Annotated in this window: 11 protein-coding genes; 6 read left to right on the plus strand and 5 right to left on the minus strand. The window is 66.7% G+C overall.

Going from position 1 to position 15,537, the window contains the following annotated elements:
- Window positions 1–83: 83 nt before the first annotated feature.
- Together garA and clsA are read right to left on the minus strand one after the other, a co-directional pair.
- On the minus strand, window positions 84–548 hold the full coding sequence (gene garA / locus ACOQFL_RS18810) for a glycogen accumulation regulator GarA (RefSeq protein WP_092631654.1): 465 nt from the start codon (window positions 546–548) through the stop codon (window positions 84–86).
- 219 nt (window positions 549–767) lie between these two features.
- Window positions 768–1,442, minus strand: coding sequence for a cardiolipin synthase ClsA (gene clsA, locus ACOQFL_RS18815; protein ID WP_435545496.1), 675 nt, complete (start codon window positions 1,440–1,442; stop codon window positions 768–770).
- A gap of 1,794 nt (window positions 1,443–3,236) precedes the next feature.
- On the opposite strand from clsA, the gene ACOQFL_RS18820 reads away from it, so the two are divergent.
- Together ACOQFL_RS18820 and ACOQFL_RS18825 are read left to right on the plus strand one after the other, a co-directional pair.
- A complete protein-coding gene (locus tag ACOQFL_RS18820; protein WP_435545550.1) occupies window positions 3,237–4,910 on the plus strand; it encodes a high affinity choline transporter 1 in 1,674 nt (557 codons plus the stop codon).
- Window positions 4,911–5,105: 195 nt separating this feature from the next.
- Window positions 5,106–6,749 (plus strand): beta-N-acetylhexosaminidase, encoded by a 1,644-nt coding sequence (locus ACOQFL_RS18825; RefSeq protein WP_435545497.1) that lies wholly within the window; start codon window positions 5,106–5,108, stop codon window positions 6,747–6,749.
- 132 nt (window positions 6,750–6,881) lie between these two features.
- Here the strand turns inward: ACOQFL_RS18825 and ACOQFL_RS18830 are convergent, their stop codons facing one another.
- The 3 genes from ACOQFL_RS18830 to ACOQFL_RS18840 form a co-directional block, all read right to left on the minus strand.
- A complete protein-coding gene (locus tag ACOQFL_RS18830) occupies window positions 6,882–8,354 on the minus strand; it encodes an acyl-CoA synthetase (protein ID WP_435545498.1) in 1,473 nt (490 codons plus the stop codon).
- Window positions 8,355–8,557: 203 nt separating this feature from the next.
- Window positions 8,558–10,009 carry an MFS transporter gene (locus tag ACOQFL_RS18835; protein WP_435545499.1) on the minus strand — a complete coding sequence of 484 codons (1,452 nt, stop codon included), beginning with the start codon at window positions 10,007–10,009 and terminating at the stop codon, window positions 8,558–8,560.
- 129 nt (window positions 10,010–10,138) lie between these two features.
- A complete protein-coding gene (locus ACOQFL_RS18840) occupies window positions 10,139–11,755 on the minus strand; it encodes a BCCT family transporter (protein WP_435545500.1) in 1,617 nt (538 codons plus the stop codon).
- A gap of 412 nt (window positions 11,756–12,167) precedes the next feature.
- Here ACOQFL_RS18840 and ACOQFL_RS18845 point away from each other — a divergent pair, with 412 nt between their 5' ends.
- The 4 genes from ACOQFL_RS18845 to ACOQFL_RS18860 all read left to right on the plus strand — a co-directional run bounded on the left by ACOQFL_RS18845 (window position 12,168) and on the right by ACOQFL_RS18860 (window position 15,489).
- Window positions 12,168–13,052, plus strand: a complete 885-nt coding sequence (locus tag ACOQFL_RS18845; protein WP_435545501.1) for a TetR/AcrR family transcriptional regulator — start codon at window positions 12,168–12,170, stop codon at window positions 13,050–13,052.
- Between the two features lie 96 nt (window positions 13,053–13,148).
- Window positions 13,149–14,030 (plus strand): beta-keto acid cleavage family enzyme, encoded by an 882-nt coding sequence (locus tag ACOQFL_RS18850; RefSeq protein WP_435545502.1) that lies wholly within the window; start codon window positions 13,149–13,151, stop codon window positions 14,028–14,030.
- A 65-nt stretch (window positions 14,031–14,095) separates the two neighbouring features.
- Window positions 14,096–15,058 carry a 3-hydroxyacyl-CoA dehydrogenase NAD-binding domain-containing protein gene (locus tag ACOQFL_RS18855; protein ID WP_435545503.1) on the plus strand — a complete coding sequence of 321 codons (963 nt, stop codon included), beginning with the start codon at window positions 14,096–14,098 and terminating at the stop codon, window positions 15,056–15,058.
- Window positions 15,055–15,489, plus strand: a complete 435-nt coding sequence (locus ACOQFL_RS18860; protein ID WP_435545504.1) for a thioesterase family protein — start codon at window positions 15,055–15,057, stop codon at window positions 15,487–15,489. The genes ACOQFL_RS18855 and ACOQFL_RS18860 overlap by 4 nt, the downstream gene beginning before the upstream one ends.
- Window positions 15,490–15,537: the final 48 nt, after the last annotated feature.

The raw sequence follows: 15,537 nt of genomic DNA on the forward strand, positions 1-15,537 counted from the left end.
GGACTCGGCGGCCGGCTCGAAATACCTCGTTCGCGCCGAACGGGGGCACCCCGGCTGCCACCGAGCGCAGCACCGCCCGATCGTCACCGGCTGCCCTGCGTGCCCTCCGCCGGACCGGTCAGAAACACCAGACGGAACTTGCCGATCTGGACCTCGTCACCGTTGGCCAACACCGAGGTGTCCACGGGTTCACGATTGACATAGGTTCCGTTGAGGCTTCCCACGTCGACGACGACGTACTCCGCGCCTTCCCGGCGGAACTCGGCATGCCTGCGGGAAACCGTCACGTCGTCCAGGAAAATGTCGCTGTCGGGGTGCCGACCCGAGCTGGTCGTCTCCCGGTCGAGCAGGAATCGCGACCCCGCGTTGGGGCCGCGCTTGACCACCAGGAGAGCGGATCCGGCGGGCAGCGCGTCCACACCGGACGCGGTGGACTCTGCAGGCGCACTCTCTGCGTTCTCCTGCTCGGAGAGGAAGGGCTTGAAGACCGAGGTGGTCTCCGATGACTGCTCCGGCGATACGTCGCCGGGCCCGTCGTTGGTGCTCACCTGAGCTCTCCTCCTGCGGATGGATCGTGCCAGTACCACCCAACGTACCGCGCCGTACACGACGTCGGACGGCGAGTCCCGATATTCGAACCGACGGAGCTGGTTGCCAACCGGGGCTTGCCCGGATCATCGCAGTGATGATCATATTCGTTCAACGGTTGATCGCCCGGGCCGAACAACCCCGGGCCGAAAGACACAGCCCCGCCGGAGCGATGCCGTTCACCCACGCGTGCGGGCGAGCCGGACGGCTCCGAACACCTGACCGAGGTAGAGCAGTCCGGCCCACAGATAAAGTGCCGCTCCCCACCCGGTGAAAGCGTAGGCGAACGGACGGGCGATCCAGTCGAACGCGAAATCCCCCTGCACCAGCAACAACAGCGGAAACGCGTACATCAGGCAGAACGTCGCCGCCTTGCCCAGATAGTGCACGTCCGGCGGTTCGAAGCCGTGGTACCGCAACACGGGCAGGCACAGGGTCAGCAGCAGGTCGCGCGCGATGAGCGCGAAAGCGGCCCACCAGGGCACGACGCCGCGGATCACGAAGGCGACCAGCGTGGCCACGATGTAGAGCCGATCGGCAGCCGGATCAAGCAGCTGCCCCAACCGGCTGTACTGATCCAGCCAGCGAGCGAGTTTCCCGTCCAACCAGTCGGTGAGACCGCTGAAGACCAGCACCAACAACGCGAGCAGTTCCCACTGCGGCCCGAGAAGCAACCACAAGAACACCGGAACCCCGGCGAGCCGCAGCAAGCTCAGCGCGTTGGGAACCGTCCACCACGGATCACTCCAGACACCTGCGGCGACTTCTCTGATGCGGTCGATGCCCTGTTCCGAAGACTGACCGTCGGAGTTCCGCGCCGATCCCGTAGTGGCGCCATCGGCGTCTTGCACCACGAGACCCTCCCCTGCGAACGGGCCGCTCCACTCGCCAGCACGAGGCGGCCCGCGATCCGTGACACGTCCGCTCGCGGCAACGCCGGACGTGTCATCGTGCCTGTTGGTTCAGGGTGCCATATGTCCCCCTCACCCGATGACGGCACCAGTTCGGCCGTGCTCCCTCGCTCCACGGGGATTCCGTGCGGCTCGCGGCGCACGGCGTCGCGCCCGTGGCAGGCCCGCCGGAGCACGAGGTTCGAGCACTCCGTGGCCCGTGCGCGCTCGTCGGTGCACTTCGGGCCGGTGACCGGCCGCTACCGCGAGGAGGTAGGCGACCGGGAACGTTTCGTACGAACGGTGCGCGTGCCGCGGGGCGAACACGGCTCGCCACGGGCCCGTGGTCATGCGGACCGGTAGCCGCGCGGCCCGCCGTTTCGCTGCTGGTCAGCAGAGTGAGGGGGATGTCGGCACGGCGGTCGAGGCAGCGGTTCCACGTGCCCGCCCGTACCGGGAAGTCGGGACGGGCGTCCGTGGTCGCCGTCTTACTTCGCCGCCTCGCGCGAGGGAACATCACTGAACGTCCGGCAACACATGGTCCGGCAACACGTGCCGGGGCGGCCACGCTCGACGTGGCGTGCCCGATCACGAACACTCCTGATCGACCGGCATCAGCCCGAGGACAGAGAGTCACGCTGATGAACGGCCCGGTCAGTGCATCGGAAGCGACCAGCCTCTGCGGTTGAGTTCGGCGTCGCTGAGAAACCGCGGTCGTCCCCGGTCGTCGACACCGACCCAGCGCGACCGCCCGCCGTTTCCCTCGAGTACGAAGGGGTGACCACCGCTCCAAACCACGCTGCAGGGGGTGGTGGGGAGCCCGCCACCCCCACATCCAGCCGCGTCGTCGGGAACGGACTCCGATTTCGATGACGTATCGCTGCGCATCTCTCGTAGTACCTCCGCCAGAACCGTCGTCCTGACCGTCTCCAACGTTAGCCTTTGGGCTCTCGCGTCCGATTGTGCTCCCGATTCGGGGATGTGTCGCGACACACACTCGTGGTTGCGCCGGACGGTCCTCGCGGAGCGCCGAGCCGACCGTGCCGCGACGCGGGCGATCCCTCGCGCGGGGCGGCCGACCTCTCCGGCCCACCGCTCGGCGCAGCCGAGGGAACGGCGAACGGTCCCGAGAGCTCACCGGGGCCGTAGTTACCGCCCGGCCTCCCGCAGTGGCCCGATTCCCCTGGAAACGCCCCTCGAAATGGCGCCGGAAGAATTCGAACCGCACCGGAGGAGCCCGACGAACGATCCCCGCTCCGGATCGAGCGAACACCTCCACGATACGAAAAATCAAAAAACACTCGGTAATCGGTATAACACCATACGTGGAAATCGGAAGACGGACGAAACCCCCGTACGTCGGCCGAAAGCAGACGTGGGATCGACGGATATCTGTGTCGCGGATCTCATCGAACGGTGAGTCGAACAACACTCGAAAACACGACGCAGCGAGACTTCCCGCGGGCCGCGCGCGACATCACCAGCGGAGCCACGAAACCATTGAATAGCACTATGACCTGCATAATCTCTGCCAATAACCACTCCGCAACGGGGGCAACCCTCCGGAGAACGGCCACCCGCACCGCCAGCGATTCGTTACTTCGACGTAACTAGTACATCTGTACATCCACGCTGTTTCTGGCTATGGTCTCGAACCGTTCTGACAGCGACACGGAAGGGAAGAACGTGCCTGCCGAAACACGCACGAACGGTGACGACAGCACCCGACCACCCGTTGCCCGCAAGGGCAAAAAAGGGATGGCGAAGATCGGCATTTTCGTGATCGTTCTGGCATTCGCCCTGACATATGTGGCGCTCGCGGAACCGAATGTTTCGTGGCCCGGACTGATCGCGATGCTGGCTTTCTACGCGCTGTTCTACTGGCTGGGTGCTTTCGTGGCCGCCCGACGCGGGGGCGGGCTGGGCGACACGATGGTCGCGGGACGCAACATGCCGCTCTGGATCGGCGTGTTCACCATGACGGCGACCTGGGTCGGCGGCGGATATATCAGCGGCACCGCCGAAAGCACCTTCAACAGCGGTCTGGCTTGGGCACAGGCGCCGTGGGGGTACGCGGTGAGTCTGCTCATCGGCGGACTGTTCTTCGCAAAGAAGATGCGTCGCGGCCGATTCACCACCATGCTCGACCCGATCGACATCCGGTTCGGCAAGAAGGTCGCCGGACTCGGCGCGATCCCGGCCATCCTCGGTGAGGTCTTCTGGACCGGGGCCATCCTGACCGCGTTGGGGACCACCTTCGGAACGATCATCGGCCTGGACTTCACCATCTCCATCATCCTGTCGGCGGTGATCGCCGTGGCCTACACCGTGGTCGGCGGCATGTGGTCGGTGGCCATCACCGACGTGGTGCAGGTCGTGGTCATCTTCATCGGTCTGATCGTGGCGGTGCCGTTCGCTGCCTCGGCGGTCGGCGGCCTGGGCGATGCGTGGGCGGCCTACCCGTCGAACTTCGACTTCGAGTCCTACGCATCGCTGTTCCCGCCGTTGACCGGCTGGGACGATCCCGCCTGGGGCCACTCCTACTGGAACTGGTGGGACGCAGGAATCGCACTGGTGCTCGGCGGCATCCCCTGGCAGGTCTACTTCCAGCGAGTGCTGTCCTCCAGCAGCCCCAAGAACGCGCGCAGGCTCTCGGTGGGCGCCAGCGTGATGTGCGTGCTGGCGGCCATTCCGCCGGTGCTCATCGGCGTGGTGGCCACGGCGGCGAACTTCCAGGCGGAGGGGGCTCCTCCGCTGGAAAACCCCTCCATGGTGCTGCCGTACGTGCTGCGGTACCTGCTTCCCACCGGCGCGGCGGCGCTGGGACTCGGCGTCCTGGCGGCAGCGGTGATGTCCAGCGTCGACTCCTCGGTGCTCTCGGCCTCCTCGCTGACCGGCTGGAACGTCTACCGACGCCTGGTGCGGCCGAAGGCGGGTCCGGAGCAGGTGCAGAAGGTGATCCGCAGGCTGATCGTCATCATCGGTGCGGCGGCCACCCTGATGGCGCTGCAGGCCAGCAGCGTCTACGACCTGTGGTACCTGGCCAGTGACCTGATCTTCGTCATGCTGTTCCCGCTGCTGGTGTGCGCGCTGTTCGTGCCGTTCGCCAACCGGATCGGCGCCACGGCCGGTTTCGTCGTCGCCGTCCTGCTGCGGTTCTCCGCGGGTGAGGACACCTTCGGACTCGCCCCGGTGCTGCCCTGGCCCTGGTACGAGGACGGCGCGGTGCTGTTCCCGTTCCGCACGGTGACGATGGTGGCGGCACTGCTCACGATCATCGTGGTCTCCGCGCTCACCCGACGCAGGAACGCGCCGGTACCGATGGCGGCGTTGGAGCCCGACACGCCGGAGCGGGCGCGGTGGGGCAACGATCTCACCGAGAACTCGGAATCCGGGCAGGATCCGAAGGAAACGAGCAAGGCGGAGGTCTGACCGGCACGACCTCGTGACGGCCAAACCGCGAACCGTTGGCCCCGTCACAGCCGGGCTGTGACGGGGCCAACGCGTGTCGAATACCGGAAAGCGGCCGTCGGCAGCAGTCGTTCTACTCCGAACAGGCTATATACCTTCCCCGCGATTTTGGTCTATACCTTATCCAACCGTCTCCGACGAGAGGTACAGACCAGGATGAAACGAACTCGGGAAACACCCCGAAACTCACGCGGACTGCTCCCCGCCGCACTGGCGCTGGCCACCAGCGCGATGCTGGCAGGCGGAACAGTCTCGGTGGCCAGTCCCCAGGGGGACGGGGCCGCACCGGACAACCAGCGGCCTGCCACGGGCAACACCGTTTCGCTGCACGACGTCATCCCCGCCCCCACCCGGGTAAGCGAGGAATCGGGCGCGAAGTTCCACCTCAGATGGAACACCGGCATCCACACTCCCTCGGGCAGCCCGGAAGCCGAGAAGGTCGCGCACTACCTGCAGCGACAGCTACGCCCCTCCACCGGCTACGGATTTCTGATCAACCGTGACCGGCCGGGCCGCAACGACATCGTGCTACGGCTGGACGGCTCGCGGGCCAGGCTGGGCGACTCCGGCTACCGGATGGACATCGACCGGGATCGGCTCACGATCCACGCGACCGACCCGGACGGGCTGTTCTACGGGGTGCAGACCCTGCGCCAGCTGCTGCCCGCCAAGGCCGAGAGCGATTTCCCCCGACACGGCCCGTGGCAGGTCCGCGCGGGCGAGATCGTGGACAAACCCCGCTTCGAACGTCGTTCGGCGATGCTGGACGTGGCACGGCACTTCTTCGAGGTCGGGCAGGTCAAGACCTACATCGATCAGCTGGCACAGTACAAGATCAACTATCTGCACATGCATCTGAGCGATGACCAGGGTTGGCGCATCCAGATCGACAGCTGGCCCCGCCTGACCACCCACGGCGGCAGCACCGAGGTCGGCGGCGGCGAGGGCGGCTACTACACCAAACGTGAGTTCGCCGAGATCGTGCGCTACGCCTCGGCACGCAACATCACCATCGTCCCGGAGATCGACATGCCGGGACACACCAACGCCGCACTGTCGTCCTACGCCGAGCTCAACTGCGACGGCAAGGCACCGGATCCCTACACCGGCATCGAGGTCGGCTTCAGCTCGCTGTGCATCGACAAGGCCATCACCTACGAGTTCGTCGACGACGTCCTCCGGGAAGTCGCCGCGATGACACCGGGTGAGTACCTGCACATCGGTGGTGACGAGGCCCACGCGACCACCGACGAGGACTACCGGAAGTTCATGTCCAAGGTGCTGCCGCTCGTGGAGAAGCACGGCAAGACCCCGCTCGGTTGGCACGACTACGCCAAGACGGAGCCACCGGAATCGGCCATGGTGCAGTACTGGGGCACCACGAACTCCAACGCGGAGGTCGCCGCAGCCGCCGCCCGGGGCAACGACATCCTGCTGTCGCCCGCCCACAAGTCCTACGTGGATCAGAAGTACAACGAGGACACCGAACTCGGTCTGGATTGGGCAGGCCCCACCACGGTGCGTGAGGCCTACGACTGGAACCCGGGCAGCTTCATGGCATCGGTCCCCGAGAGCTCGATCGCCGGGGTGGAAGCCGCGCTCTGGAGCGAGACGGTGACGAACTCCGACGAGATCGAGTTCCTGGCCTTCCCGCGGATGCCCGCCATCGCGGAACTGGGCTGGTCCGCCTCGGACAAGCTCGACTGGTCCTCGTTCCGGCAGCGGGTCGCCGACCAGGCACCCCGCTGGGAGGAGCAGGGAATCGATTTCTACCACTCCGAACAGATTCCCTGGTCGTGAGCACCACCGCGTGCCGAACGGCGAACTGATCACCGGCACATCCCGGCAGCTACTCCGGGGTGTGCCGGTTCAGCCGTCCCGTCGCTCCCGATCGCATGCGCCCGGGAGGGATGACGGGGCGGCTGTCGGAACTCAGCCCGCGAAAACGTGGCGGGAGGCCCACTCGGCCCCCAACTTCCCCTTCTGGATCTTACCCAGCTCGTTGCGCGGCAGTTCCCGCACGAAACGCACCTCCCTGGGGCGCTTGTGGAAGCTGAGCAGCCCCGCCACGTGCTCGACGAGTTCCCGTTCGGAGAGCTGCGCTCCCCCCGGCACCACCCAGGCCACGATGCGCTGCCCCAGCTCGGGATCCTGCTCCCCGGTCACCGCCACTTCCGAAACCGCGACGTGCTCCAGCAGCACGTTCTCGATCTCACCCGCGCCGATCCGGAAACCACCACTACTGATCATGTCGGTGGCTCGGCGCCCGACGATGCGAACATAGCCGTCCGGCGAGCGGGTGGCCATGTCCCCGGTGCGGAACCAACCGTCGGTGAAAGCAGCCCGCGTGTCCTCCGGACGGTTGAGGTACTCCCGGAACAGGTTGGGCCCGCGAACCAGGATCTCGCCCACGGTCTCGTCGTCGGAGACGGTGATCCGGTTCCCCTCCTCGTCGACCAGGATCAGCTCGACCCCGTCGAACGGAAGTCCCACATAGCCGGGCCTGCGGTCGCCGGTGGAGCGTACTCCGCAGTTCATGATGGTCTCGCTCATCCCGTAGCGCTCCACCACCCGCTGCCCGGTCAGCCGTGCGATGCGCTGGTGCTCGGTGGCGGGCAGCGCGGCCGAACCGGACACCAGCAGCCGTGCCCGCGCCAGTCCCCGCCCGATTCCGGGATCACGTTCCGCGTCGTCGGCCAGTCGGCGGTACATCGTGGGGACGCCGAACAGCATCGTGCCCGTCCCGGCGAGTTCCTCGGCCACCCGAACGGTGTCGAAGCGAACCAGGTGCCGCAGGGTTCCCCCCACGCGCAGCGGTCCGAGCATGCCGAGGATCAGCCCGTGCACGTGGAACAGTGGCAGGGCATGGACCAGGACGTCACGGTCGGTCCACTCCCAGGCCCGCGCCACCGCGTCGAGATTGCTGCGGATCGCCTCCCGGGTGAGCACCACTCCCTTGGGCATTCCGGTGGTGCCGGAGGTGTAGACGATCAAGGCATCGGAGTCCCCGGCCGGCTCCTCGGGCAGTGCACGCCCGGTGACGTCGAGGGAAACCTCGTGCACGGGTAGCCCGGCCAGGCCCGCGGGCGGCGAGAATCCGGGCGCGCCGAGCACCAGCTCCGGTCGACTGTCGGCGAGGATGTGCTCCAGCTCCCGTTGCCCCAGTTTGGGGCTGAGCGGCACGACAGCGGCTCCGGCACACAACGCCCCCACCAGCCCCGCACAGGCTTCCGGAGTCGCGTCGGCCCACACCGCGACGCGTCTCGCCCGGCCCACGAGAGCGGCTGTCTCACCCGCGACCAGGGAAAGGCGGGAGTAGCTCAGGCCGCTCGTCCCGAAGCGCACGGCCTCGCTCTCGTCGGGTTCGCGCAGTTTGGGCAACAACGCCGCGCGGTCAGCACACATGCCAGCCCCCGAAGGCTCCGTCTAGGGTACGACCGGCCACCGCACCGGATTCGACCTCCGGAAAGCTTGGCCGGTTCGGCGATCACCGATCAATACCACAGGATCCCTCCCGGCAGCACAAGCTTCGCTTCGCCCCCGCGAAGCCCACGTGACCACGGCCGTCTTTCCCCAGCGTCGTGGCTGGTGCCGTCACGCCGGGAGCTTCAACCGGCGGAGCTCACGCCACGGCGGCGGGTGACGAGGAGTTCGAGCAGACCGACCAGCATGGCGGCGGCGACGAACGAGACCGAGACCAGCAGACCGTGCGATATGGCGGTGTCGTAGCCGCTGGGCAACGTGGCGAAGAACAGGCCGGAGGCCGCTGCGGTGCCGATGGCGGTGCCGATCCGCTGGCCGGTTTGCTGGATCCCGGCGGCTGTGCCGCCTCTGGTGACATCGATCTCGCTGAGTGTGACGGTCTGGTTCGGGGAGATCACCAGACCGCTGCCCACACCTCCGACCAGCAGTGGCAGCGCGGTGACCAGCCCCGCGGCACTGCCCTGGTGCCGGGACAGCAGGATCTCGGTGCTCAACACCCCGAGCAGGGCTCCGACCAGCCCGAGCAGGACGACCTTGCGTCCGAGTCGATGCACGGCACGACCACTGAGAGCGGAGGAGACCGCCGAACCGAGGGCGAACGGGGTCAACGACAGCCCGGCCTGCAACGCGGAGTAGCCGAGCCCGCGCTGGAAGTAGACGGCCAGCACGAAGAAGATGCTGGTGAAACCGGCGAAGTACAGCATTCCCAGGGTGGAGCCGAACGTGTAGCTGCTGATGCGGAACAGGCGCAGATCCACCAGCGGGGAACCGACCCGGCGGGAGTAGCGGTGTTCCCACAGGACGAACAGCAACAGCAGCACCGGCACGGCGGACCACAGCAACCACCTCGGACGTCCCGCGAACCCCTCCTGGTCGACCAGGGGGAGCAGCAGGCACACCAGCGCCGCTCCCAACAGCGACACCCCGAGCACATCGGCGCCGCGAAGTCGCCGGTCCCCCACCCCGCGCGGCATGATCCGCGCCGCGGCCACCAGTGCCGCCAGGCCGATGGGCAGGTTGACGAAGAACACCCAGCGCCAGCCGTGCTGGGCACCGGCCAACTCGATGATCAAACCACCCAACAACGGGCCGACCGCGGTGGAGATTCCCACGACCGCCCCGAACAAGCCGAAGGCCGTACCTCGTTCACGCCCGTGGAACTGCTGCTGGATGAGCCCGATCACCTGGGGATTGAGCATCCCGCCCGCGGCACCCTGCAACAGTCGGGCCACAACGAGCCACACGGAGTTCTGGGCGATTCCGGCCAGGCCGCTGGCAACCGTGAAAGCCGCGAGTGCGATCAAAAACATCCTGCCGCGACCTTGGGCGTCCCCGAGCTTTCCCAGCGGAACCAGCACCAGGCCGAAGGTCAGCGCGTAGCCGGAGATCACCCAGGACAGTGCCACGGACGGCGCGTCGAGTCCCTGTTGGATGGACGGCAGGGCGACGTTGACGATGCTGACGTCCAGCAGGGTCATGAAACCGGCCAGCAGGCACAGCGCCAGGATGCGCCAGCGATGCGGGGACTTCCCGGACTCTTCCGTCGTAGCGGACGACCCGGACTCGGCTCGACTCACTACCCACCTCATCATCGCCTGCGACCCGGACCGCCCCACCTCATCACGTCCCGGCGAAGCCCGCCCGACGAGGTCGGGAGCCCCGCCCCGTCCCGGGGACGAACCGAGCCCGGGACGAAGCCGGAGCTCTCACCGGCTGGTGGCTGACACGGGGTGCTCCTCGTCCGGTTCCTCGGTGGCGGCCGGGAACTCCGACCGCGGGACGGCCCCGGAAGAGCTGTCGGCTCCGACGGAGTCACTCGCGGCGCCGCCACTTCCGTGGTCGGCCTTGAGCCACCGCCGCAGGGACTCCGCGACCAGCGCCAGTACGAAGATGAGTGGGAAGGCGGTGATGATCGACAGTGTTTGCAGCGCCTCGAGGCCGCCCGCGTACATCAGAGCGATCGAGACGGCGGCCAGCACCACCGCCCAGAAGACCCGGTGCCAGCGGGCGGGATCGGCTCCCCGGGGCAATTCGCGGGAGGACACGGCAGCCATGGTGTAGGCAGAGGAGTCCAGCGTGGTGGCCAGGAACAGCACCACCAGCAGCACGAACACCGCGAGCACGAGCGTGCCCAACGGCAGCTGCGACAGCGCGGCCATGGTGCCCGCGACATTGCCCTGCGACCGCACGATGTCGGCGACCGGCACGATGTCGGCGATCTGGTAGAACATCGCGGTGTTACCCAGCAGGGCGAACGCGACCCAGCATCCGGCGCTGCCCGCGAGGCACATTCCGGCGATCATCCCCCGAATGGTGCGGCCCTTGGAGATCCTGGCCACGAACAGTCCCACGAAGGGCGCGTAGGAGATCCACCAACCCCAGTAGAAGACGGTCCAGTCCTCCTCGAACCCGGAACCGCCGACCGGATCGGTGTAGAAGCTCATCTCCACGAAATTTTGGAGCAGAATACCGACACTGTTCGTGAACGTGTCGATCATGAAAACGGTGGGCCCCATCACGAGGATGAAGGCGCCGAGCCCGAAGGCCAGCCAGATGTTGATGTCGGCGAGCCTGCGCAGCCCCTTCTGCAATCCGAGGAACACACTGGCGCCGAACAGCAGGGTCCACACCACGATCACCGCGACGTCGAGCACCATGCCGGGCTGGAGGGGTGTGATCTCGGCGAGTCCGCCGGAGACCATTGGCACCTCGAGCCCCAGTGATGTTCCCGCCGCACCCACGAGACCGAAGATGAACAGCACGTCGATGACACGGCCGATCCAGCCGTCGGCGTGCTTTCCGAGTACGCCGCGGCAGGCGTCACTGAGGCGTAGGGTGCGCTGCTTGCGCACGTGGTAGACGTAGGCCAGCGCCAGGGCGGGCAGACAGAACAGTCCCCAGGCCGTGAACCCCCAGTGGAACATGGGGTAGGTAGCGGCCCAGTGCGCCGCCTCGACACTGCCCGACCGCAGCTGCATGGGCGGATCGTTGTAGTAGTAGGCCCACTCGATGACCCCCCAGTACATGATGCCGCCGCCGATCGAGGCTGTGAAGATCATCGCCAGCCAGCTCAGCGTGGAGAACTCCGGCTTGTCCTGCTCGGTGCCGAACTTCACTTTGCCGTACCGGCTGCAGCCCAGCCACACCAGGAAGCCGAACACCGCGATGGCGAACCACAGGTACAGCCACCCGAACTGACCGGTCAACAGGCCCAACACGGCGTCCAAGGCCTGCTGACCACGTTCCGGCGCGATCATCACCGGTACGCAGATGACCCCCACCAACAGCAGGGACCACCAGAACACCCGTCTGTCCACCCGCACCGATCCGGTTGTGGCAGCGATGACGAAAGCACCTCCAAAGTCCTGCGACGGGCACGGAGGATCACGCGCGCCGGCCGCTGCGTAGGCACGTACTCGGTGGTGTCGACCACTCGGGGTTGTCGACGGGCATCACGAATGGTGCTCGGATGCGCTCGCCACCGGGCTCGGCAACGTCCGGTTTCCGGGCTCCGCCTCGGCACCTAACGGGCAGCGGCGGGAGTCACCGACGCGAAACGTTGCGATTCAACTGACGTGCCAGTCATTCAACGAGGTATAACCCTGGACCGACTCCCCGAGAAGAGTCAAGGACTGATTTTATTTTCGCTGTTCATAGAGACAATGAGCACTCGTCATCGGCACTGAGCGGAAAGATCGAAATCGCAACACCCGACCCATTGTTGCGATAATCGCAATGCCATTGGTATGCTTCGGCATCGTGCAGGAATCCACGGCCGAGCTTCGTGACCGGGTCCGCAAGGTCTTGCGGGACAACCCGCTGAGCCAGCGCGCCTTCGCCGAGCGGATCGGGCTGGATGCCACCAAGCTGTCCAAGTCGCTGTCCGGAACCAGACGGTTCACCCCGTCCGAACTGACCCGCATCGCGGAAACGGGCAACGTGACCGTGAACTGGTTGATCAACGGCAGCGACGAGGTGGAGACGGTGGCCGCTGTGCCACGGCACAGCGCGCGCGTGGACTCCGAAAACGGTTTTCCCGGGGAGGCCGGGAGGTATCAGCAGATCCTCGACGCGGCCTGGCACCTGATCGCGGAGCGCGGTTACCACTCGGTGCGGATCTCCGATGTCGCACAGGCCTGCGGCACGAGTGCGGCCACGATCCACTACTACTTTCCGGGCAGGGACGATCTGCTGACGGAAACGTTGCGCTACTCGGTACGGCTGGCCTTCGACCGGCAGGTCGCCGAGTTGCACACGATCACCGACGCCTACCAACGGCTGCTGCGACTGGTCGACCTGCAACTGCCCACGCCGGGACTACTCAGGTTGGAGTGGTCGGTGTGGATGCAGATCTGGAACGAAAGCACGCTACGTCCGGAACTGCGGGTGCTGCACAGCGACTCCTACGAGCGTTGGCACGACACCATCGCACGCACGATCCGGGAAGGTCAGCAGCAAGGTGTGTTCGTCGACACCGATCCCGAGGAGCTGACCATGACCCTGACCGCACTCATCGACGGGCTCGGCATCCAGGTCATCACCGACCGTCCCGGACGCAGTGTGGCGGGGATGCGCGAAGTACTGCGCGATTTCGTGGACCGCGAAATCGTCCGCGACTGAGGAATTCCGACCCCCTTAACAACCGCTGTCGTTCACCGATCGCGTCATGCCCCCGCGATCCGGTGAAGGCTGCCCTACCTGCGAAAGGTGACGAGGATGCAGGACGAGATCATCATCACCGCGGCGCTGACCGGCGCCGGTGACACTCCTCGCAAGAGTGAGCACGTTCCGGTGACTCCGGAACAGATCGCTCGATCCGCCGTGGCGGCGGCCGAGGCGGGGGCGGCCGTGGTGCACATCCACGTACGCGATCCGGAAACCGGCGAACCGTCCCGGGACAACAAGCTCTACGCGGAAGTCGTCCGGCGCATCCGCGAAACGGGAACGGATGTGGTGATCAACCTGACCGCCGGGATGGGCGGGGACCTGTTCATCGACCAGGAGGACCCGCTCAAACCGGTCGACGGCACCGATCTGGTCAACGGCCTGGACAGGCTGCCCCACGTCGAGCAACTGCTGCCGGACATCTGCACGATGGACTGCGGCTCGCTCAACTTCGGCGACGGCAGCCAGCTCTACATCAGCACTCCGGACATGCTGCGTGCCGGGGCCAAGCGCATCCAGGAACTCGGGGTCAAACCGGAACTCGAGGTCTTCGACACCGGCCAGTTGTGGCTGGCGAACAACCTCATATCCGAGGGGCTGATCGACACACCCGCCCTGTTCCAGTTCTGCATGGGCATCCCCTACGGCGCACCGGCGGAGCCGGGTGTGCTGCAGGCGATGGTCAACATGCTCCCCCAGAGCTCCAACTGGGCCAGCTTCGCGATCGGCCGTAACCAGCTCCCGTGGGTGGCGCAGTCGGCCGTGCTCAACGGGCACGTGCGCGTGGGCCTGGAGGACAACCTCTACCTGAGCAAGGGCGTCAAGGCCAGCAACGCCGCACTGGTGGAGCGCGCGGTGACGATCCTGGAGGGCATGGGCGGCAAGGTGGCCTCCCCGGATCAGGCGAGGCGCAAACTCGGGCTGCGGAGCTGACCCCCGTTACCCCCGACGGACAGCCCAATCCCGGCGGACAGCACGCCCCCACACGGAGGAAACAGTTGAGTCAACAGCCCACACCCCCCGGCGAAGTGGCCACCGTGGCCTGCATCGGAGCAGGCGTGATCGGCGGCGGCTGGGTCGCGCACTTCCTCGCTCGCGGCTACCGGGTCGTCGCCTGGGACCCGGCCGAGGACGCGGCAGAACGGCTCGGCCGCCTGGTCGACTCGGCCTGGCCCGCCCTGCGCGAGCTCGGACTGGCCGATGGAGCCACCCGCGCGAACCTGACGGTGGCGGCCACACTGGAACAGGCCGTGGCCGAAGCCGAGTTCGTGCAGGAAAGCGCACCGGAGGACCTGGAGCTCAAGCGGGACCTACTGGCGCGTATCGATGCCGCCACTCCCGAAGGAGTGGTGATCTCGTCGTCGACCTCGGGCTACGAGATGAGCGACATGCAGCGCGACTGTTCCGCCCCGAGTCGGCTGGTCGTCGGGCATCCGTTCAATCCGCCCTACCTGATCCCGCTGGTCGAGGTGGTCGGCGGCGAACGCACCGAACAGTGGGCCACTCGTTGGGCCTCGGAATTCTTCGAACTCACCGGCAAGTCGGTCATCACCATGGATCGGGAGGTCCCCGGCTTCGTGGCGAACCGGCTGCAGGAGGCCATCTGGCGCGAGGCACTGCACATGCTCGACAACGGGGAAGCCACGGTGGAACAGATCGACACCGCGATCACCGAGGGCCCCGGACTGCGCTGGCCGCTGTTCGGCCCCTGCATGACCTTCCACCTGGCAGGCGGTGAAGGCGGCATGGCACACATGCTGGACCACTTCGGACCGTCGCTGAAATCACCCTGGACCAGGCTACAAGCCCCGGAACTCACCACGGAACTGCGCGACGCGATGGTCGACGGCTGTGAGCGGTCGGCGGGAGACCGCGGGATCGCCGACCTGGTGGACGAACGCGACCGGGCGATCATCGCGGTGCTGCGTGCCGTCCGAGGGATCCGGGGGGAGCAGAATTGAGCGTACTCTCGCGACACCACGTCCGGCCGGAATGGATCGACTACAACGGACACCTCAGTGAGGGCTACTACGTTCTGGTTTTCGGTTTCGCCACCGACGTGGTGCTGGAGACCATCGGAGTCGACTCCGAGTACCGCGAAAGCGCGAAGTGTTCGCTGTACACCGTGGAGGCGCACGTGCGTTACCTGAACGAGGTCGGCCCGGACAGCGAACTGACGGTCACCAGCAGGATCGTCGCGGCCCGAGGCAAGAAGCTGCGGCTGTGCCACGAGATGACCGTCGACGGGGTGTTGGCTGCCACCGAGGAGCTCCTCGCACTGCACGTGGACACCGAGTCGGGGCGCGCGACTCCGATGCCGGAACACGTGGCCACGAAAGCGGGCGAACTCCTGGAACCCCTCCCCGACTACGCCGGACGCGCTGTCGGTTGATCCGGTCAGCGAACCGGGTTGCCCGCGACGAACGTCTCGCGCTTCGAG

The organism is Actinopolyspora sabaoui, from assembly GCF_051225635.1.
Classification (GTDB): Bacteria; Actinomycetota; Actinomycetes; order Mycobacteriales; family Pseudonocardiaceae; genus Actinopolyspora.